At 43.7% G+C, this 22381-nt stretch carries 16 protein-coding genes; 7 read left to right on the plus strand and 9 right to left on the minus strand.

Annotation, left to right across the window (positions count from 1 at the left end):
- Positions 1–119: 119 nt before the first annotated feature.
- Positions 120–1376: an arginine deiminase gene (arcA, locus tag Q0R17_RS02960; protein ID WP_293931990.1), complete on the minus strand. Its 1257-nt coding sequence runs from the start codon at positions 1374–1376 to the stop codon at positions 120–122.
- A gap of 13 nt (positions 1377–1389) precedes the next feature.
- Positions 1390–2817 (minus strand): arginine-ornithine antiporter, encoded by a 1428-nt coding sequence (gene arcD, locus Q0R17_RS02965; RefSeq protein WP_293931992.1) that lies wholly within the window; start codon positions 2815–2817, stop codon positions 1390–1392.
- A gap of 1528 nt (positions 2818–4345) precedes the next feature.
- On the opposite strand from arcD, the gene Q0R17_RS02970 reads away from it, so the two are divergent.
- Genes Q0R17_RS02970 through vioE form a run of 5 tightly spaced genes read left to right on the plus strand, consistent with a single transcriptional unit; the run spans position 4346 to position 11715 of the window.
- Positions 4346–5626, plus strand: a complete 1281-nt coding sequence (locus Q0R17_RS02970; protein ID WP_293931993.1) for an FAD-dependent oxidoreductase — start codon at positions 4346–4348, stop codon at positions 5624–5626.
- Between the two features lie 57 nt (positions 5627–5683).
- Positions 5684–8710 carry an iminophenyl-pyruvate dimer synthase VioB gene (gene vioB, locus Q0R17_RS02975; RefSeq protein WP_293931995.1) on the plus strand — a complete coding sequence of 1009 codons (3027 nt, stop codon included), beginning with the start codon at positions 5684–5686 and terminating at the stop codon, positions 8708–8710.
- A gap of 3 nt (positions 8711–8713) precedes the next feature.
- Positions 8714–10003, plus strand: a complete 1290-nt coding sequence (locus Q0R17_RS02980) for an NAD(P)/FAD-dependent oxidoreductase (protein ID WP_293931997.1) — start codon at positions 8714–8716, stop codon at positions 10001–10003.
- Positions 10003–11133 carry a tryptophan hydroxylase gene (locus Q0R17_RS02985; RefSeq protein WP_293931998.1) on the plus strand — a complete coding sequence of 377 codons (1131 nt, stop codon included), beginning with the start codon at positions 10003–10005 and terminating at the stop codon, positions 11131–11133. The genes Q0R17_RS02980 and Q0R17_RS02985 overlap by 1 nt, the downstream gene beginning before the upstream one ends.
- Positions 11134–11715, plus strand: coding sequence for a violacein biosynthesis enzyme VioE (gene vioE, locus Q0R17_RS02990; RefSeq protein WP_293932000.1), 582 nt, complete (start codon positions 11134–11136; stop codon positions 11713–11715).
- Between the two features lie 110 nt (positions 11716–11825).
- Here the strand turns inward: vioE and Q0R17_RS02995 are convergent, their stop codons facing one another.
- The gene (locus Q0R17_RS02995) at positions 11826–13226 is read right to left on the minus strand and encodes an MATE family efflux transporter (protein ID WP_293932001.1); all 1401 of its coding nucleotides are present in this window, start codon (positions 13224–13226) and stop codon (positions 11826–11828) included.
- Positions 13227–13693: 467 nt separating this feature from the next.
- Between Q0R17_RS02995 and Q0R17_RS03000 the strand changes: the two genes are divergently transcribed.
- Both Q0R17_RS03000 and Q0R17_RS03005 read left to right on the plus strand, forming a co-directional pair.
- Positions 13694–14077: a DUF6394 family protein gene (locus Q0R17_RS03000; protein ID WP_293932002.1), complete on the plus strand. Its 384-nt coding sequence runs from the start codon at positions 13694–13696 to the stop codon at positions 14075–14077.
- Positions 14078–14087: 10 nt separating this feature from the next.
- On the plus strand, positions 14088–15782 hold the full coding sequence (locus tag Q0R17_RS03005; protein ID WP_293932003.1) for a TrkA family potassium uptake protein: 1695 nt from the start codon (positions 14088–14090) through the stop codon (positions 15780–15782).
- Positions 15783–16107: 325 nt separating this feature from the next.
- On the opposite strand, the gene yaaA is transcribed toward Q0R17_RS03005, so the two are convergent.
- From yaaA to Q0R17_RS03035, 6 genes are all read right to left on the minus strand, one after another.
- Positions 16108–16869, minus strand: coding sequence for a peroxide stress protein YaaA (gene yaaA, locus Q0R17_RS03010; protein WP_293932004.1), 762 nt, complete (start codon positions 16867–16869; stop codon positions 16108–16110).
- A gap of 166 nt (positions 16870–17035) precedes the next feature.
- The gene (locus Q0R17_RS03015; protein ID WP_130106433.1) at positions 17036–17650 is read right to left on the minus strand and encodes a response regulator transcription factor; all 615 of its coding nucleotides are present in this window, start codon (positions 17648–17650) and stop codon (positions 17036–17038) included.
- Between the two features lie 83 nt (positions 17651–17733).
- Positions 17734–19980, minus strand: coding sequence for a PAS domain S-box protein (locus tag Q0R17_RS03020; protein ID WP_293932007.1), 2247 nt, complete (start codon positions 19978–19980; stop codon positions 17734–17736).
- A gap of 150 nt (positions 19981–20130) precedes the next feature.
- On the minus strand, positions 20131–21126 hold the full coding sequence (locus Q0R17_RS03025; RefSeq protein WP_293932009.1) for a 2-hydroxyacid dehydrogenase: 996 nt from the start codon (positions 21124–21126) through the stop codon (positions 20131–20133).
- A 24-nt stretch (positions 21127–21150) separates the two neighbouring features.
- Positions 21151–21408, minus strand: coding sequence for a hypothetical protein (locus Q0R17_RS03030; protein WP_293932011.1), 258 nt, complete (start codon positions 21406–21408; stop codon positions 21151–21153).
- A gap of 36 nt (positions 21409–21444) precedes the next feature.
- The gene (locus Q0R17_RS03035; RefSeq protein WP_293932013.1) at positions 21445–22380 is read right to left on the minus strand and encodes a complex I NDUFA9 subunit family protein; all 936 of its coding nucleotides are present in this window, start codon (positions 22378–22380) and stop codon (positions 21445–21447) included.
- Position 22381: the final 1 nt, after the last annotated feature.

Below are 22381 nucleotides of genomic sequence, written 5' to 3' on the forward strand. Positions count from 1 at the left end.
ACAGATTGCGGCGTTTGAAAAAATTTAAAACGCAAAGAAAACGATTTTTCTCCGTGAAACTCCGTGTTCTCTGTGCCCTCCGTGGTTCAAGATTTGGGTTTTCTAATCACTCCCAATAATTAGTAATCAACTGGGTCGCGGATAATTGGGCAGGTCATGCAGTGGCCACCGCCTCGGCCACGGCCTAGTTCGGCGGAGCTGATGGTGATGACTTCTACGCCTGCTTTGCGTAGTAGGGTGTTGGTGTGGATGTTGCGGTCGTAAGCTAAAACCACGCCGGGTTGTAGGGCGACGACGTTATTGCCGTCATCCCATTGCTCACGTTCAGCTTCAAAGGAGTTGCCGCCGGTTTGCACCACGCGTAGCGCAGGTAATTTGAGCGCTTCGGCGACAACATCTAGGAAGGGTTTGCTTTCGCGGCGCAGATCAATGCCATTCGGTTTGCTTTCATCGGGGCGCAGGCTGAAGGCGACAATTTGTTTGACCACTTCGGGGAAGATGGTGACCAAATCCCGATCACAAAAGCTAAATACAGTGTCGAGATGCATGGCGGAGCGGGATTTTGGCAGGGCGGCTACGATCACTCGTTCGACAGCTCCGGCTTTAAAGAGTGACATGGCGACTTGGCCAATGGCTTGATGCGAGGTGCGCTCGCCCATACCAATTAAGACTACGCCATTGCCAATCGGCATCACATCGCCGCCTTCTAGTGTGGCGCTGCCATGATCGACATCGGGGTCTCCCCACCAAACTTTGACATCGGCGGCGGCAAAATCAGGGTGGAATTTATAAATAGCAGTGACGAGCAGGGTCTCTTGTCGTCGTGCTGGCCAATACATTGGGTTGAGCGTTACGCCGCCGTAAATCCAGCAGGTGGTATCGCGGGTAAATTGGGTATTCGGTAACGGCGGCAAAATAAAGCTAGCATTGCCGAAGTTTTCACGGAAGATGCTCAGCACTTCGGATGGCGTATCGGCTGGCAAATCGGGAGCAACTACACCGCCCATTAAGAATTCAGCCAAATGGCGTGGTTCTAATGAATCTAGCCAGCTGCGTACTTCTTCTAGCAAACCAATGCCGACTAAATCTGCAGTAATCTTGCGATCAAGTATCCATTCTTTGGCTTCAGGAATCGCTACGGTGGTGGTAAGCAGATTGTGCATCTCTATCACATCCACACCGCGCTCACGCATTTTGGAAACAAAATCAAAGTGATCGCGTTTGGCTTGGCTAACCCACAGCACATCGTCAAATAATAAAGAATCGCAGTTATTGGGTGTCAGCCGCATATGCGCCAACCCTGGCGAGCAAACCATCACCCGCCTTAGCATGCCTACTTCAGAATGCACACCCAATTGTAGATTTTCGGTACTCATCACATAGCTCCTATTAAAGCTTTAGAAAACCGGTGTAAAGGCCGTAACTTGCCGCGATGGCCCCAATTACAGCGGCTGCAAAAATGAATTTTTCGATGGAGGTAAAGATAATCTGGCCGCATTCTTTACGCGCCTTGGCATAAAGAATGGCGCCTGGCGCATACAGCAGGGCGGATAGCAGTAAGAATTGCACCCCAGCTGCGTAGATCAGCCATACGCTGTAGAGCGCAGCCACCACGGCAATCACCAAGTCTTTGTTGCGATTACCGCCATGCTCTACGTAGCCTTCCCCCTTGTAAGCCACTATCACGCCGTAAGCGGTAGACAAGAAGTAGGGCACTAAAATCATTGAGGTAGCTAGCAGCAGCAGGCTGGTGTAAGTGCTGGCCGCAAACAGGGTAATAATGAGGAAAACTTGCACCGCGCTGTTAGATAACCAAAGTGCATTGGCTGGCACACCGTTGGCGTTTTCTTTGTGCAGAAAACTCGGCATGGTTTTATCGCGGGAGGCAGAGAACAAAATCTCGGCACAGAGTAGTGTCCATGAGAGCAGAGCACCCAGCAGTGAAATCACCAGCCCAATCGCAATAAAAATCGCGCCCCAGTGGCCCACAATATGTTCCAGCACATAGGCCATTGATGGGTTCTTTAAGCCTGCTAATTCTGGCTGGCTCATTACCCCAAGCGACAACACATTCACCAGTACCAAGAGCAGCAGGGTACTAAGAAAACCAATCACGGTAGCGCGGCCCACATCGGCACGTTTTTCGGCACGGGCGGAATAAACACTTGCGCCTTCAATGCCGATAAACACCCAAACGGTGACCAGCATCATATTGCGCACCTGATCCATCACGCTGCCCAGCTTAAGATTACCCCTGCCCCAAAAATCGGCAGTGAACACATCTAGCTTAAAAGCCACGGCGGCCAGAATAATAAACATCACCAAGGGCACAATCTTGGCCACGGTGGTGACCTGATTAATAAACGCAGCCTCTTTAACGCCGCGCAATACTAAAAAGTGCACTGACCACAGCAAAATTGATGCGCCGATAATGGCGGGAACCGTATTGCCATCGCCAAACATGGGGAAGAAATAACCTAAGGTGCCAAATAGCAAAACAAAATAACTAACATTGCCCAGAAAGGCGCTAATCCAATAACCCCAAGCCGATGAAAACCCCATGTAATTACCAAAGCCTGCTTTGGCATAGGCATATACGCCGGCGTCTAATTCTGGTTTTTGGTTGGCAAGGGTCTGAAACACAAATGCCAGCATTAGCATCCCCACCGCCGTGATAGCCCAACCAATCAGCGTGGCACCCGCACCAGCGCTCTGCGCCATATTCTGTGGCAAAGAGAAAATCCCCCCGCCTATCATTGATCCGACCACCATCGCAGTGAGCGCGGTGAGCCTTAGCTTATGGGACGATTGCGTCATGATTAGAGCCCTCGGTGCGGTATGAGACAAACGCTACTCGTGCTGGCTTTTAGCTCAATTTTGTAAGTAATGTAGATGCTTAAATGATGATATTTTCCATCATTATGTAAGCTTATCTTTTGAGTTTGAGCATGGGTCACAGCAGTAGGTGTTTGTAGTTTGTTCTTTTACGACTACGTATTTTTTGATAAAAAACAAAATTATTATTATTTGTTAAATTTAGAGGTATTTAAAAAAACAAAACGTATATTAATCATTAACTTAGCGATATTTTTAATCTAACTATTAAAATTAAAAAATATTCTATTTGTATTTTTTTGTAAATTAATTAAAAAATTTACAATGTATTTTTATGCAAAATAAATTGTAAATAAAGTATTTATGCTTGTTTTTTGAGGTTTATCCAATAATTTATTGGTTAGATGGATTTGATTTTTTATTGCAATACAGTGTTGTTGTTGATGGGGCCTATTCTTGAGAATTGACAATGTATAAGTAAATAAAATAAAAAGTGTTTTGACGTTATTAAGGTTTTTCTCGTTGTTTGTGTTGGCTAACTACAATTTTGCCATTGGTATAAAAAGCCTTTACTTGCTCATTCGCCAAGGGGGTGTCCCTCTTTGTTGTGTTTTCTGACAAGTTTGCTGGCAAACATTAGTAGTGTTTTATCTAATTTTTGTAAGCAATGAAGGGGGAGGGGTAGGGCTTAAATCGAACAATTTAAGCCTGATTATTGGCATATGCGCGAGTGGGCCTTCGGGCATATCGTGCAGCCAGTTTCTTGGTTGCCTAAACATGAGCTAGCAGCTTCCCTCAATGCGTAAGTACATCTGCAAGGCAGGCTGTCGAGACGTATTGCTTGCTTAAGTCATAGGGGCAGAGAAGAGTAGTTAAAACGACAGTACGTTTTTTAGCTTGTTTTATAGAATCTGTGTGTTAAATGAAAATTTTTAGGCAAGAACTTTTGCCTCTTTCAAATCGCTAAGGGGAGTTATATATCGCTCTGGGGCAGAGCAAAGGTTGCTCGCTGGTTTATAAACTGGTGTACAAGGCTATTTTTTTAGCAGGTCATACCATTTTTAGTGCATATGCTTACTAAATAATTACACTTTCTTTTGTTAACCTTTTATTAAGTTTTCGTTGTATTTACAACAATCTGCTCTACTTATGTTTACAATTGCTGCGTTGTTGAATTACATTCACACAATATTATTTTATTCTAAAGTAATAAAAGTGAAGTTTTATCCTGAATTTTACATATTTGCACCAAGATGCAAAATCAAATGAAATAGACCACACCTAGGCGGTGGTAAATAAAAGCTCGCAATATTTTGCAGCTAAGTGCTATTGCTACGCCTAATGTTATGGTAATTATTATTACCAGAATATGAATGATATAGATCATTGCAAATTATATAAATGGATCTATTACGATTCAACCTCATATTTTTTACAGTTTAGTTATCAGTATTTTAATTAAATACTAAAAGATAGATATTCCTTTTTATTTACATTGAGGTATTTTAAAGTGTTAAACGACAAAGTAATCTCTATAGTAGGTGCTGGGATATCCGGGCTAAGCTGCGCATTAAAATTAGCTGGCTCCAAACTAACTAAAGGCCATACCATCCGCATATTTGAAAATGGGGACAGAACGGGAGGCCGGGCTCACTCAATTAAAGTAGATGATTTCAGCATAGATTTAGGAGCAGGGAGATTTTCGCCAGCTTTACATCCAAATGTTTCAAAACTTATTAATGAGCTAGGCGAGAAAATAGAGGTATTTCCTTTTACAAAAATTGCATGTCCGCACCCACATCATGCTGGCCTAAAAGAAATACTGGCACAATTAAAGCCAAAAATGCTAAGTAGTTATAATGAATCATTTTTTCAATTTCTATGCAATCATATGGGAAATGAAAAATCCCATGCAATTATTAATGGCTTGGGTTATGACTCCTTATACTTGCTGCAAATTTCACCAAAAATTGCATACGATATTATTGAAAAACATCCAGAGATTCAGTGTTTCTCAGATAATGAAGGATATGAGTGGTTTAATTTAGTAGATGGTTTTTCTGCTCTTGTGAAAAGCTTGTACGAAAGAGCTGCCGTATTGGGTGTTGAATTTTATTTCGAACATAAATTAGTCAATATACAAACCAAATCAAATAGTACTTTGCTTGAGTTTTCTGGCTGTGATCAGCAGGAGATATGGAACAACAGTAGCTACACCGTACTAGCGCTTCCGCCAACAGCAATGTCATCACTTAATGTAGATTTCCCAAATAGTTGGAGTGATTTTACTTATGGTTCTATCCCTCTTTTTAAAGGATTCATATTTTTTGATAGCCCTTGGTGGCAAGATTATAATTTAGAAAATAAAGTAACTATTGTGGATAACCCATTAAGAAAATTATATTTTAAAAGCGATAAATATATTTTCTTTTATACCGATAGTGCCTATGCTGATTTTTGGCATGAAGAAACAAAAAAAGGTGATAAGGAATATATAAATACCGTAATGAAATTGATTAGTATGGCCTTAAATATTTCAATTAAAGAATTGCCTAGGCCAAGTAGTAATAAATTTAAGTATTGGCCAAGTGGTGTTGAGTTTGCTTTAGAGGCTTACCCTGAGCACCCCCCTGTTTTATCTAAAAATAACGGCACAATAATTGCCACTTCAGATGCCTATACCCCGCATTGTGGCTGGATGGAGGGCGGTATTATTGCTGGCCGAAATGCGGCAGAGCATATATTAAAGCAATTAGAAAAATCAGGGGTTACTGAGGAAAAAATGAATTAATTCACAAGAAGATATTGGAAAAACCTCCTTTTTAATTCTAATTGGTATTTATATTTAATGAGTATTTTGAATTTTCCACGCATTTACTTTAAAGGTGCTGCACGGCTTAATGTGCCAACGGGGAATAGAAATATTGCCGGTACTTTAGATATTGCAAAAAATAGTGTGTACCAGGATGGCGCGCTATTTGATTTAAAAAAACACCCAAGTGAGTTTCATCAGTACCTAAGGCAACTACCCCCAAGGTTTAACTTACAAGGCTTACCTGATGATGAGGGTGTATTTAATCAAGCTGCTGGGCATAATTTTTTAGGGAATAATCATTTCTCTTGGGAAAATACACAGATTACCGCGCTGCAAATTCAGCCTGGTGTGCTATTGGAAAATGACTCATTACTTGCCTGCAAACTAGAGCTATGGGGGCATTACAATGAATATTTGCGCACAACATTTAATCGGGCAAGATGGGTAGATATTGATCCTAGCCGTGACGATACGTCGCAAATTTATGCAGGGCAACTATGTATTAAAGAAGCGGTTGCCACTGCAAATGCCCCCTATATATTTTCATCAGAGATAGATTGTGTGCATTCGGTTCGTTGTTATGGTGAAAACCATATTCAGCAAAAACAGCCTCACTTTTTAGAGCCGGAATTTTCTAAGACAAGGGTATTTCAATTTTCTATTGCTAAAGACTCGGAGCATTTTATATTCAAACAACTGGATATAAAATCTGAGTTTATTGAATATTTGCAGCAAGAGCTAAAAAGAGATGATGTATTAGGCTTAAGTATTCAGTACAGCGTTTTTAATATGTCTACTCCACTGCAGCCAGATACACCGGTGTTTTATGATTTAAGTGGCACCATCGGTTTATGGCTAAAGCAAGATATGGCAACATTTGCCAATGATAGGATTTTATATCCAGATAATCATCAGGGATTTGGCCCTGTGGGGATTAAGATTCAAGGTGAATGGGCAAGTATCAGCATGCCTTGCAGTATTCCATTTATTAGCCGTGAAGCCAAATGTGCTGGGCAGCAGCTCACTCATGCCTTGGGGCCCAAATACTCGCTAGGCGGATTAGAGCTAAGGAGTAAAGGTGGCGTCTTATTGGCAAAAATTCCCGAGTCGGTTTATTTACCATACTGGGAGACGGCAGGGGTTTTTGATGTCCCATTATTAAATAACTCTACAGATGATTCATTAATATTGCATGGTGCAGGCAATCAATGGGAAGAGTCTGATTGGTTGATTCAAGCAGAGCAAAATGTTATTTCATTAGAAGCACCAGACAGAAAAAACAATAGCTTCTTTTCTAAAGAGTTAAAAATATTTAGCTATTACCGTGGCAAGCTAAAAGAGAAAAAAGACATTAGTGTATTTATTGAGAACAAATCAATTGTTAGCACTTCTCAATTAATAATTTCAAGCAATGAAAGTGGCCAGGCATCCCTTACCATTACTAGCCAAAATCCAGGTGTCAGTGAGGTATTTGTAGGAGATTACAGGGGGAAGATATTAGTTCGTGTACTCTCTGATGATTGGGCTCTCTTGGATACTCCTGATCATCAGGTGGACTATACTTTTCTATATGAACAGGTAATGAGTTATTACGAGTTGATTTACCCATTTATGGCGGATAAAGTATTTAGCATGGCGGATCAATGTAAATGTGAAACCTATGCACGATTAATGTGGCAAATGTGTGACCCATTGAATCGAGATAAAAGTTATTATATGCCAAGCACTAGAGAAATGTCTTATGCTAAATCGATATTATTTCTCAAGTATTTAAGTAATGTTGAAGCATCTGCCTTAAGCAGCCAAAAAAGTACGGCCGTTATTTCAAATGTAAAAGATGCTGAAATTAGCAGCAAAGAAGAATTAATTCAGGTATTAAAGCAAGCCATTAATTTAGAATTATCTATTATGCTGCAATATCTTTATGCCGCATATTCATTGCCTACCTATGCTGCAGGTGAGCAATTAGTGGCCAGTAAAAAATGGAGTGTAGAGCAATTGGCTTTAGTTTGCGGTGGTGCAGATCGAAGGCAGCATTCTGGATGGCGCGGCACGATTTTAGAAATTGCTCATGAAGAAATGATTCACTACCTAATTGTGAATAATTTATTAATGTCTCTGGGGGAGCCATTTTTCCCAGGAACGCCTTTGTTTGGTTTAAAGGCTGCTGAAGAATTTGGTCTTGATACAGATTTTTCTTTTGAGCCTTTTTCAGAAAATGTACTTGCTAGGTTTGTTAGGTTTGAATGGCCTCATTATTATCCTTCTACAGGAAAATCGATTGCTGATTTCTATGCCTTAATTCGTAAGGCATTTGAAAATATACCTGATTTATTTACCAGTGAATTAGCTAAAACAAGTGGAGAGCATCATTTGTTTTTAAATGAACTGACGAATAGAAAATTCCCTGCTTATCAATTAGAAGTAAATAATCGGGAAACCGCGTTATTTGCAATTGATTTTGTTACCGAACAAGGCGAAGGGGCCGCTGCAGATTCACCTTACTATGCACAAAGCCATTTTAATCGATTAAGGGAAATATCCCGCACTTTACTCGCCAGTGAAACGCCATTTGAGCCAGCAATTTCTGTTTTAAAAAATCCTGTGTTAGACCCAACACCGGGTTGCAATACTGTATTAAACCCTGAGGCTAGGCAGCTCATGCTTTTCTATAAAGGGTGTCATGAGCTGACTTTTAATATGATGATTCAACACTTTGGACAAAAACCTTTAGGTAGCTTGCGTCGCTCAAGAGTAATGAATGCAGCTATCGATATTATGGCTGGGATATTAAGGCCATTGTCAGTGCAAATTATGTCCACCCCTTCTGGTATTCCTGGCCGGAATGCTGGGCCACCTGTGCCGCAGGCGATTCAATTTAGCCTGATTGCTGATTATCAGACGGGTTGTGCTGAACTTGCAAGGCAATGTAGGGCGCTTGCAGAATATGCAAGAGGAATTACATTGATTAAACCAGCAGTGGCGCAAATTGAATTACTTGAATTTTATGATAAGCAAATGATGAATCTTGCAAGCGGACAACTTTCACGTGAAGGCTAAAAAATGAAAAAAATCATTATTGTCGGTGGTGGTTTAGCTGGTAGCTTAACCGCTATTTATTTAGCTAAACGCGGCCATGACGTACATGTTTTTGAAAAGAGGGGTGATCCGTTTATTGCGTATTCAGATTATATAGATCAAGTCAGCTCTCGTGCTATTGGCGTCAGTATGACCGTGCGTGGGATTCAGGCGGTTTTAAATGCAGGTGTCCCAAAGGAAGAGCTAGATTTATGTGGGATTCCTATTTCAGGGATGTCTTTTTGTATTGCTGGAAAATTTAAAGTCAGAGAATTGCCTCCTATAGACTATCTATCTCCTCTTTCATTAAGCAGAGCTGATTTTCAAAAATTATTAAACAAATATGCTGCAATAAATAATGTTCATTATCACTATGGGCAGCGTTGTTTGGAAGTTAACTTAGACGATAAAACAATCACCACAAAAGATAATGATGGGATAATTGTTGAGCATAAGGGTGATTTATTGATTGGCGCAGATGGTGCGCGCTCTTGCGTACGGCAAACCATGCAAAATAATTGCCGCAGGTTTGAATACCAGCAATCATTTTTCAAGCACGGTTATAAAACGCTGGTTATTCCTGATGCCAGCCAGTTAAATTTAAGAAATGATTTAATCTATTTTTTTGGTATGGATTCTGGAGGCTTATTTGCAGGGCGGGCGGCTACTATTCCTGATGGTAGTATTAGCTTTGCAGTTTGCCTGCCTTATCAGGGAGATATTAGTTTACAAACTAAAGATACCGCAATAATGAGGCGCTTTTTTGATAAGTACTATGCAATGTTGCCTGAAGAAACAAGAAAAGAAATGTTATCGCAGTTTATGGAAAAACCGAGCAATGATTTAATTAATGTTAAATCATCTGTTTTTCATTATAAGCAGAATGCCCTGATACTGGGCGATTCTGCCCATGCTACTGCGCCTTTTTTGGGGCAGGGAATGAATATGGCATTGGAAGACGCTTATATTCTGGATAAATTGTTTGAAAAACATGGTGAAGATTTTGAAAAAATTCTGCCTGCATTTACGCAGTTAAGAAAAAGAGAAGCCGATGCCATGCAGGATATGGCCATTAATAATTATGAAGTGTTGTGCAAGTCTAATCCTATTTTCTTTATGCGCTCTAAATATACCCGTTATATGAGTAATAAGTTTCCTGCCAGCTATCCTCCAGATATGGCTGAAAAGCTTTATTTTACCTCAATGGCTTATAGCGAGCTAAGAGATATTCAACAGAAACAAAATGTTTGGTACAAACTAGGGAGAGTAAACTAATGAAAATTTTAGTCGTTGGAGCCGGGCCAGCGGGCCTTATGTTTGCCAGTCAGTTAAAGAAAATTAAACAGGATTGGGATATCGCCATTGTAGAAAAAAATACAGTGGATGAAATTGTAGGTTGGGGTGTAGTTTTACCTGGCAGGGTACCTAATCACCCTGCCAATCCACTAAGCTATTTGTCTGATTACACCGACATTGATGCGCAATATATTGATGAATTTTGCCTCGTTCACCAAGGAGAACAGGCAAAGGCAAGCACGGGTATTACTTTGTGTGGAGCAGAAAGGCGATCTTTAGTAGGCGCATTAAGGGGGCTTTGTCGTGATTTACATATTCCAATTACCTATTCTTCCCCATTGTTTGATGGAAAAGATCTAGATACAGAAGCATACGATTTAATCGTAATTGCTAATGGAATTAATAATATATCTAATTACTTTAATGAAGCTTTAGTGCCTGATGTTGAGTTTGGTAAAAATCGTTATATGTGGTATGGCACGCCACATATTTTTGATTCGATGAACTTGATTTTTAAGGCAACAGATCATGGTGTATTTATTGCTCATGCATATAAGTATTCCAGCACAATGAGCACCTTTGTTGTTGAGTGCAGTGAGGATACATATCATTCCTCCGGTATTGAATCTTTATCGGAAGAAGAAGCAAAAACATTTATTGCCAATATTTTTAGCGCTGAGCTTGATCAGCAGCCGGTTGAAGTTCAGCCTGGTTTGCAATGGCGAAATTTTGTAACGCTCAGCCATGCTAAAGCGTATGAGGGCAATTTAGTGCTGATTGGTGATGCATTACAAACAGGCCATTTTTCTATTGGCCATGGTACGACGATGGCGGTGGTTGCTGCACAAATGTTAGTAAAAGCACTTTATGACCATGCACAAGTAAATAGCGCTTTAGAAGATTTTAATGCAAAGGTTATTCCGCTGATGCAATTATTTAGCGGGCATGCCAGCACCAGCCGCACTTGGTTTGAAACTGCGGCAGAAAGAATGGATTTAAGCGCTGGCGAATTGGCAAAGAGTTTTTCTGAGCGCCGAGAGCAGCTTCCCCCTCTGCCTGTGGCTTTGGCACAGGCGCTTGGCATGGCACTATCGTGTAAGGAATCTTAGATGCTTGCAGAGAAAATTGTGCCGCCACGCTTACCTGAGCAATGGAGCAGTAGCTATATTTCTTACTGGCAGCCTATGCAGAAAGATGACCAAATCACTTCTGGCATCTGCTGGTTTGATTATGAGCAAAACCGCTGCCGGATTGATGGCTTATTTAACCCGTGGTCAGAGGAAAAAACGGGTCATCGCTTATGGATGTCAGAAATTGTGACGGCCAGCGAGGGGAAAACAAAAAAGTCTAAAATTGCTTACTATCGTGAGCCCGCTCAGAGTGAGACGGAGTATGAGGCAGTTGTACTCGATGATGATCTAGATGTTTGCCACGACGTTTTATTAACACAGGATGTTTTATTGCAATACCAGGCCAGCTATGCGGGCAGCCAACATTTGCTAGGTAGGGAAACTGAAGCTTGGACTTTTACTAAGCCAGGTAAAGGCCCTTCAACCTATTACTTTGTAAAAGGCACTAATCAATTGATTAGGATGGTGACGGGGGATCCTGAAGTGCATGCTTCTATTCGTGATTTTCCTAATTTTACAACGCATGCCATTGCTGATGAGATATTTTCAAACGGTGCTTAATTACTATTAAGTTAATTAAAAAGGCAGAGCAATTATTGCTCTGCCTTTTTAATTTTACCATTTTAGCCTAAGCGGGTATCTTGTGTTTATATTACATGCCTGATATAGAATCAGTGTTGGTTTGTTTTTATTGGTTTTGTGAGTTTTATTAAATAGCGGCTTGAGAACGTGAGGGCTATTGCTCCACCAATAAAATCAGCAATGGGGAAAGACAGCCAGATTCCCGTGCTATGAAAAAAGAGTGGCAGTATAAAAATAAGAGGAATAAGCAGAATATATGTTCTAGCTGCATCAAGAAGCATGGCAGGTAGTGCTTTTCCCATTCCTTGAAATAAACCGCTAGACATCATACATACGCCCGAAGCAAGAAAACCAAGAAAACAAATTGCTGCAATCTTTTTGCCTTCATAGATAATTTCATTGCTTTGTGTAAAGAGCTGTAATAGCCATTCAGAATTAAAGCAAAGCAGTACTGTAACGAGTAATCCCCATGTTGTACTACAAATAAGGGCAGAAATATAAGCCTGCTGTACTCGTTTAAATTGGCGTGCGCCGTAGTTAAATGCAGATAGAGTTTGTAAAGCGATCATCATGCCAATAATGGGCAGGAATAAAAACATATAGCAGCGCATTAAAATACCGTGCGCGCTAATCAGTGTGCTAGATTGCTCTGGTGCTACAACAGAAATAGAGTATACCGATATGGCCATGATGATTGAAAAACCACCATGTGAAAGTAAAACAGGCATGCCAAAACTGATTATATCTAAATAAACTTTTAATTTAGATACAAGATACTGTGGCTTGAATTTTGCTGCATTCTCGCCTTTGCGTTGTAGGTGTAATGCTAAAACTAAGGCTAAGGTCATGGCACAAGCGGTGGCCCATGCCGCGCCAGCAACGCCCCATTTAAAAACAAAAATAAAGAGGGCATCAAAAATAATATTTAGAATAGATCCAGTAGATAATACCTGCATCATTGCTTTGGGGTTGCCTGATGCACGAAAGCTTTCGGTGATTTGATTGCTAATAAATCCAACGACAGAGAAAATAAGTACCGGTACAAGGTAGCTATCTGCCTCTTGTATAAATTCATTAGGTACGGCCAATAATGCATAAATGGATGGCCTGAAGATCATGAGTAAGGCTGAAATAATAATTGCGCTAGTAATGGCAAGTAAGAATGATGCAGAAAAAACACGAGAGGCTTCTTCGTATTGTTTAGCCCCTAAATGCCTTGAAATAATTGAGGCCATTCCACTGCCTTGCATTGTGCTCATTGCAAGTAGAAGCATTTGGATAGGGAAAACAGCAGAGACGGCACCCATTGCATGATAGCCAATGCCGCGTGATATAAATAAGCCATTTACAACAATATACATGCCGTTAATAACCAGGCCCACAATGGTGGGGAGCGCCATATATAGAAATTGTTGAAAAACGGGCGATTTTAAAAGAGGAGATTCACTGTTTATATGGTTATTATCTATATACGCCAATTCCATTGACATAGTGGGCCTTTGTTGTGTAGTTTTGTTTCGGAGATAAAGCGACTCTGCTTACGATGGCTTATCTAAGATGAAAAATATAAGCTAAAACTATAGCTGTATCTTATTAAGATGCAATTACACATCATAAAATATAGGGTTAAAATTGTCGTGTAATTTAAGTAAAGCGTTGTAAAAATGTAATTTCTAAAATGATGATTGTAATTGTTTGTGTAAGTATTTTTATTTTGTGTCGGAGAGTGTTATTTGTAAAAAAAAGCTGATTAGTAAGCTGCTTAGCAGCGTGTAGTGCTTACAAATTATCAGCTAATTAATCTTGGTCGCTGTCAAATCGATGAGTGCGTTTTTAGTATTTACTGCTGAATGAAGCGAGATAAATATCGAAAGATATTACAAAGTAAAGATATACATTGTGATATATATCCTATGATTTATCATGCTTTGATTAATTGCGATGGATAAAATGCAGCATGAATATTGAAAAAGTAGTATTTGGATTTTTTATCCTGTTGGCATTTACCCTTAATTTTGGCTTTGTGCTGGGGCCAATGGATGTTGCGCATCAGCATGATGTCTTTGAGCTGTTTTTGGCGATAGTGGTGAGCTTGATTGCTACCGTGATTAAATTTGGCGATCGTACCCAAGTGGGGGCTTTGCATTTGGCAACCAGTTTAGTCGCCGATTTACAATTAATTGCTGCAGCTTTAGTTTGGGGGCACGCGATGTATGTTACCCAAGTTGGGATGACGCCAGATGTTACCTCGATGGTGGTGTCTTTTTCTGCCGGAGCACTCGCCGCCAATGTGGTTTCGGTGGTATTGCTGATTGGCGAAACCTTGCAGCATCGGCGCTAGGCTATTTCTGATGCCTAATATCTTTTTTATGGTGATGCGGCGCATGCGTGCGCCGATTATTACGCTGATTCTTATTTATGCCATTTCGGTTTTAGGCTTGGTGCTGATTCAAGGGATTGATGATCAGGGACGCCCTTATCATATGGATTTTTTCCATGCCTTTTATTTTATTAGCTATACCGCAACCTCTATTGGCTTCGGTGAAACGCCTTACCCGTTTTCTTATTCGCAGCGCTTATGGGTTTTATGCTGTATCTATTTGTCGGTAACTGGTTGGGCTTATAATTTAGGATCTATTTTCACTTTATTTAATGATCAAACATTAAAGCGGGCAGTTCAATACGCTAGGTTTAAAAATAAAGTACATCGTTTGCGTGAGCCATTTTATTTAATTTGTGGCTATGGGCAAACAGGTCGTTTGCTCTGCAAAGTACTGGATGATTTAAATATTCGCTTTGTAGTGGTGGAGCAAAAAGAAGCGCGGGTGAATGATTTATCTCTGGCCGGTTTTCATTCAGATCCTGTTTATTATGCGGGGGATGCCTCTAATCCTGAATTACTAAAAATAGCCGGCATTCAGCACGCCATGTGCCGAGGGGTGTTGGCTATTACAGGGGATGAAAACGTTAATTTGGCAATTGCGATGGCGGCCTTTGTTTTACAGCCTAAATTAGTTTCTATTTGCCGCTGTAAGAACAAGGCGGTTGCAGACAATATGCAATCGTTTGGCGCAAATAAAGTAATTAATATGTTTAATGCGGTGGGCAAGCAATTTCAAATGCTTTTACACGCACCGCATACTTATCGCTTATGGAATTTACTTTCAGATTTTCCTGGGCAGCCCATTGCTGGATTAGTGCGCCCTCCTAGCGGGCATTGGGTGATTGTGGGGTATGGCCGTTTTGGTATGTCCATGCGCGCGGCTTTGCTACAAGAGGGGGCGAGCGTTACCGTGATTGATCCTGATCCGCAGCCTGATTTATTGCCAGCAGAGTTTGTGCAGGCCCTAGGCGTAAATGCCCCCGCTTTAATTGCAGCAGGCATTGAGCGCGCTTCGGGCTTATTGGTTTGCCATGATCACGATATTAATAATTTATCGGCATTGGCTACGGCCAGATCGATTAACCCCAAGCTATTTGTGGTGGCAAGGCAAAATCTGCGCGATAACCATTTATTGTTTGAAGCTTTTAAGCCTGATATTACGTCGATTCGTAGCGAGATTGTGGCGCATGAATGTTTACGTTCGATTGAAACGCCATTATTAGCGCAATTCTTAGATTTAATAAAAGATGAGGATGAAGCTTGGGCTAAGGCCTTAATTGATCAATTGACTAATTTATGCCATGGTAAAGTGCCAGAGATTTGGAGTATTACCCTAAATGCTAAAAGTACTGCGGCGGTGCACGCATTTTTAGCCAATCCGGTGCCATCTTTGCGCTTAGGGCATTGGATTAACGATCCTTTTGCCGAGGGAAAATTAAAATGCCAAGTGTTATTGCGTTTGCACGATGAAGAAGCGCAGCTTTGGCCAGCATTAGATACGCCGCTGCGCTTTGGTGATCAATTACTATTTGCTGGGAACCATGATGCTTATCTTGCGCATATAGCGATGCAAGAGGCGACGCATTTATTAGATTTTGCCCGTACTGGCAAAAGAGAACCGCAAAGCTGGGTATTCAGAAAGTGGGCTGAACGCAATAATTAAGTGGTAGGGTGGGTTACGCCCAATCCTATCAACTTAAGGGCAATGTTTTAATTTTTAAACAGGCTTTAACTTGGATTGCACTATTGCAAGCATTTAAAACATCGTAGGGTGGGCGCGTTTTTTGCCCACGCCGCGTATCCGCGTGGGCAAGATAAACCGCCTTGCCCACCCTACATGTTGCTTAAATCTTAAGTTGATAGGATTGGGGTTACGCCTAGCAAAAAACGCTCGTCTAAGCCACCCTAAAAATAATTGAGCTTGAATGGATGAATATAGCTTGTAGCTGGAGGAAGTAGTAATAAAGCACAACAATATGGCGATATTTCTATTCAATATTACGTCTAAATACCCAGCTCATGCCATTTGATACGCTAGGGGTGAATTGATAGCCTTCGCTATTAAAAGCTTTTAAATCTTCGGCCTGATTAATGTTATGGCTGGCGGCCCAGCGTACCATTAGGCCTCGGGCGCGTTTGGCGTAGAAGCTGATGGTTTTATATTTACCGTTTTTATAATCTTCAAATACCGGTGTAATCAGCGGGCTATTTAATAGCTTGGGTTTAACAGATTTAAAGTATTCGGTAGAGGCTAGATTAACCACCACCTTAGGCTGTAGCTGATTGATTGCCTTGGTAATCGTCTCGCCCCAAAAGGCGTAGAGATGATTGCCCGCAGGATTGGGGAGTGATGTGCCCATTTCTAGGCGATAGGGTTGAATTAAATCCAAAGGGCGTAGCAGGCCGTATAGGCCGGATAAGATGCGCAGATGCTTGGATAGATAATCTAGCTGAGTTTGATTCATTTCCCCCGCATTCAGCCCCTCATAAACATCACCCATAAAAGCCAGTACGGCTTGCTTGGCATTGCTTGGCGTGAAGTTTGGATGCCATGCTTGATAACGCCCAACATTCAACGCAGCCAGTGGATCAGATAGCTTCATCAGGCTGGCAATTTGTGCTGGTGATTGTTGCTTAAGCAGCGTAATCAGCTGGGCGGAGTGATCTAAAAAATCAGGCAGGCTGAAGTCAGAGGTGACCGGCGGAGTAGTGTAATCCAGTGTTTTGGCTGGAGAGAGCAGCATGAGCATGGCGGACTTTGATGGCAGGATGAACGTTGAAGAACTAAATGCGGCAAAAAATATGTGGTCTGTAGGGTGGGCACCCGTGCCCACGCGTTTAATTTAGCAAAACGCACCCACCGCGTGGGCACAAAAACGTGCCCACCCTACATGATTGTTTTAGGTTTTTGAAGTATTAAGGCTCAACCCCAGATCCGCGCAGTAGGGCTGCGAGTTCCATGGCGGTTTTGACCTGCATCTTTTCTAAAATCCGTGCGCGGTGAACTTCGACGGTTTTCATTGAGATGGATAAATCATCGGCGATTTGTTTATTTAAGCGGCCGGTAAGGATCAGCTTCATCACTTCACGCTCACGTGGGGTGAGTGTGCCAAGGCGCTTGGTGATTTGCATTTTGATTTGCCACACACCGCGCTTGGTGGCGTCGTTGGCAAGGCAGCGCTCAACCAGATCAACGATATCGTTATCATTAAACGGCTTTTCAACGAAATCGGTTGCACCTTGTTTTAACGCGCCAACAGCCATCGGCACATCGCCGTGACCGGTTAAAAACACCACGGGAGGGCAATATGGGTGCTCTTTAATCCGATCAAACAGCTCTAAGCCGCCCATGCCGGGCATGCGTACATCCAGTAGCAGGCAGCCATAGCGCTCGGGTGAGTAATCCGCAAGCAGCGCTTCGGCACTGGCGTAGCTATCGGCACGATGATTGCGGGTGGAAAATAGCCAGACGAGGGCATCACGAATAGCGTCATCGTCATCAACAATTGCAATGCGGCGATCAAGGTTCATTAGCGTGGGTTCCTCTGATGGGGCAGTCAAGCGGCCGTCAGTTTAAATATGGGATGAAAAAAACGCTGCATTGCATGCGGCGATCAAGGTTCATTCGCCTGAGATTCCTCAGAGAACGGAACAGTAAAGATAAAGCGGCAACCGCCGCTAGGATTGTTTTCTGCCCAAAGACGGCCTTGGTGGTATTCAATAATCGAGCGGCAAATATTCAGCCCCATCCCCATTCCCGTGTCTTTGGTGGTGTAAAACGGTTTGAACAATTGTTCCATTTGTTCGGCGCTAATACCAGTGCCACGATCCGCAATGATAACTTGTAAGTAATCATGCTCGCGGCTGAGCATAATTGCTAATGTTCTTTGTTCGATCGGGGTATCGCTCATGGCTTCCATGGCGTTTCGGATCAAATTGAATAATACCTGTTCCAGCATGATGGGATCGACATAAAGGTCTGGCAAGTCGCTCGATTCTGAAATACTAATCGCAACTTGTCGTCTAACGGCCTCGTGAGATTGCAAATCCAGCACAGTATCGAGCAGGCCGGTAATGGTGCAGCGGCGGCGATGCGGCGCACGGCGCTGCACAAACTCCCTAATGCCACGAATAATCTGCCCAGCGCGTCTGGCCTGCTCGCCCATTTTGTCGATGGCTTGCGATAGCTGCTGCAAATTAGGCGTGGGATTGCCCAGAATATTGCGGCAGCCAGAGGCATAGCTGGCAATCGCGCCCAGTGGTTGATTAAGCTCATGCGCAAGGCTGGAGGCCATTTCGCCCATCGAGATTAAGCGGCTGGTTTGCTGCAGTTTTTCATTTTGTAGCCGTTCGCGTTCGGCAGCAGATTTTAGCGCGGTAATATCGGTGGCAACTTCTAGCCAAACATCGGAATCATCCACCCATAAATTATGGCGGCTTTTAATCTGAAACCAGCGTTTATGAAGGGCGTCATACCACTCGGAATCAACCGGAGTATCAAAGCGGCGGGCGCTAAATGGCACGATGCAGCAGCGGCCACGTCGATCTGGCAGATTAAATGAGCGATCAAATTGCCGGTTGCTCATGAGCAGCTCGCCACTATCGGCGTCGCTCACGGCCACGGCGGTATCTAGGCCGTCGAGTACCGTGACAAAGCGTTGATGTGAGGCTTGTAATACTTCGCGCTCACGTTTTAGCTCGGTAATATCGTAGAGCGAGCCCATCCAGCCAATATGCCGCCCTTCGGCATTGATTAAGTTGGAGCCGTGCAGGCTCACATCAAAGCGCTCACCATTCTTACGCATAAAGCGCACTGCTTGGCCGTTCGGGTCGGCTCTACCTTGGCGAATAGCATCAAAGGCGGCATGGCAGCGTTCTAGTTCTTCAGGCGGCCAGTAAGGCAGTGGCGGTTGTTGGCCGAGTAATTCTTCGGCGCTAAAGCCGGTCATTTCGCAAAAAGCGCGATTCACATAGATAAGTCGGCCATCCTTATCCATCGCCCGCATCCCACTCACCAGTGAGTCTTCCATTGCTTGACGTAAGGCGGTTTCGGCCCTGAGCTGCGATTCGGCAAAGGAGCGCACACGCATCACGCGGTGCAAGAGTGCGGTGGAGGCCAGCATACCAATCGCCAGCACGAGCAATAACCAAGGCAAAGATTCGGTAAGCTTATGCCTTGGCACGTGATATAGCTCGGCCTGTATTGCAAGGCCTAGCGGAGGGGAATCGAGGGCGATACGGGTTTTTAGGCCGCTGGGATCGAGTTGACGGCTAGATTTTGCGGCAAGGGTAACAAAATTGTGATTCAGCAAGAGCACCTGATAGCGCTGGGCAATCCACCACGGTACTTGTTGCTGGAGTAGGCGATCAAACGATAGCGTGGCCACAATAAAATGTTGGCCATCGGCCATCGGCATCGCAAATTGGGCAAGGGGGGGCTGCTCTGGCGCGGTGTGTAAATAGCTCCAGCCACTTTCTCCGTTAAAAGGCAGTGTTTTTTGCTGTGGGGCGGCCCACCAAATATTGGAATTGTCTTGATTTCTGATCACTAGGCTGACGATTTCTGGGCTGTTTTGAATTAAAGACATGGCCCTTGCCTGAAACAGTGCGGATTGCTTGCTGTAATCGGTGGCGGCTAAGGCGGTGATCGCGTCGGTATCGGCGATAATTTGCTGGGTAATGGCTTGTTTTTGCCAGAGTAAATCTTGCTCCAGCTGATTGCTACGCTCTTTTTTGCCTTCGTCGGTGGTCAGTAAAATCCAGCTGGCAAAAGCGAGCGTAAATAACGCGGCAATCAGGCCTGGTAGCAGTTGTAGCCAACGGCCAAATTGCGGGGAACGGGTGATGGAGTGAAGAGTCAATCTGCTAAGCCAAGGTATCGCCCCGAGAAGGTCGGGAATCTTTACAGAAGGCTAATACGGATGTCAGGAATTGTCTAGCTGGCTGTAGGATGAGAGTGCGTTGTATGGCAAGACAAGGCCTACACAATGAGCTGTAGGCCTTGCAATGACTTACGCCGTTACAGGATTAATCAGTGGCTTGCCAAGCGCAAAGGCGCTGACTTCACTGAGTACTGCTTCGGCGATATTTGCTAAGGCTTCAGCGGTTAAAAAACCTTGATGCGAGGTGATCATGACATTGGGGAAGGTGGTGAGCCGCGCCAGCGTATCGTCTTCTAGCGCAGAGCCAGATAGATCTTCAAAAAACACGCCTTCTTCATATTCGTAGACATCTAAACCGACACCGCCTACTTGGCCGCTTTTAAGTGCGTCGAGCAGGGCGCTGGTATCGATTAAGCCACCTCGGCTGGTATTGATCACCACCGCGCCGTGCTTCATTCCTGCCAGTGTTTCGGCATTAATCAAGTGCTTGGTTTCTGGTGTGAGTGGGGTATGCAACGAGATAATATCGGATTGCGCCAATAGCTCGGGCAGCGATACAAACTGGCAGCCCATTTCTGCCGCGCGCTCTGCCGTGGGGTTACGATCAAACGCCAGTACTTGGCAACCAAAGCCATGCGCAATCGCCATGGTGGCGGCACCAATCTTGCCTGCGCCAATCACACCAAAAGTGCGGCCATGCAAATTAAAGCCAACCAAGCCATCTAGCGAGAAGTTGCCTTCCCGAACTCGGTTATAGGCACGGTGTGTTTTGCGCACCAAGGTGAGCAGTAGAGCAAATACATGCTCGGCAACGGCTTCGGGCGAGTAAGCCGGAACCCGCGTCACGCTGATGCTGTGCTTTGCTGCTGCATCTAGATCAACGCCGTTAAAACCAGCGCAGCGTAGGGCTACCAATTTAACGCCTAATTTAGCTAATTGCGCTAAGGTGGCCGCATCAACACGATCATTTACAAATGGGCAAACCACTTCAAAGCCTGATGCCAGCGCTGCAGTTTGGATATTGAGGCGGTCTTCAAAAAACACCAGCTCATGTCCATGGGGAAAATTGGCTTGGCTAAGTGAGGCTTTATCGTATTTCTTGCAGTCAAAAACGGCGATGCGCATGCTGAGACTCGATTGATATTTGATTTAATTTTCTTTAAACATATGGGTGTGACTGCTGCTGAGCTCTCGACCATTCCAGTGAAAGCCTGAAATTTTAGCGGTGAGCACGTCAGCCGCAGCGGCACTTTCTGTATGCAGCTGTACCAAGGCCAGCGCATTGTCTGTGCCGCCTTCGGTGATGGTGATTGTGCCAAATTCATGTAAACCAATTTCATCGGTCAGCAGTGTTTGCACCTCTTCTACGCTAATTTCAGGAGGAAGATTGCCGATAACGATTTGCATGGTTAAATCCTTTTCATTTAGAAAAAAAGTGCAGGCTTATTGTCTGCCTGCATGGCTACGAAAATGGTTGTAGCGATTGGTTTTACCCCTTGCTAAATAGCTGGGGGCGATGGCTTCTAAGGCCATAGGCCGCCAAGCTAGCTCTGGGGCAAGGCCTGCTAAGTCGATATTATCGACTTGCAAAGAGTTAAGATTGTCGTGGCTAAGCGGAGGATTGGGCAAGAAGCTCATTAAACTAGCTTGCACCCTTGCTGCCCAATTGGGTAAGGAAATAATGGGGCGACACACGCCAATAGTCCGTGCTGTATAGCTAACGAGCTCTTTTAAGGTGTAAACCTTGGGGCCAACAAGGCTAAGCGTTTTGCCTATTAAGGCCTTATTGCTCACGCCTTCGGCAAAAGCACGGGTGACATCCTGTACCCATACCGGCTGAAAACGCGTATCGGCTCCTGCTAGCGGCACAAATGGCGCTATTTTAAGCAGGGATGCAAAGAGATTTAAAAATTGATCTTCCTGACCAAATACCACCGATGGTCGATAAATCGTCCAGTCTAAGCGGCTGGCTAAAATTCGGGCTTCTGCCTCGCCTTTGCTGCGCTGATACATGGATGGCCCATGTATATCTGCACCTAAGGCGCTCATATGCAGATAGCGGCGAACGCCTTGCTCAGTACAGGCGGCGATGATTTTTTCAGTGAGGGTGATATGGGCGCGTTTAAAGTTAGCTTCAGAGCCTTGCAAGATGCCGACTAAATTGATTACCACGTCTTGCCCAGCCACTAGCTTTGCCAAGGTGGCCGGATCATGCACATCGGCGTTGATCAGATTAAGGTGGGTGAGCAGCAGTAAATCAGCCCGAACTTGTTCGCGTTGGCGGGTGGGCAGGGTGACTTGATGCCCTGCCGTAGCGAGCTTAGCGGCCAACTGGCGGCCAATAAAGCCGCTGCCTCCTATCAATAGAATCTTTTGCATC

It is taken from the genome of Iodobacter sp. (genome assembly GCF_025352645.1).
Classification (GTDB): domain Bacteria; phylum Pseudomonadota; class Gammaproteobacteria; order Burkholderiales; family Chitinibacteraceae; genus Iodobacter.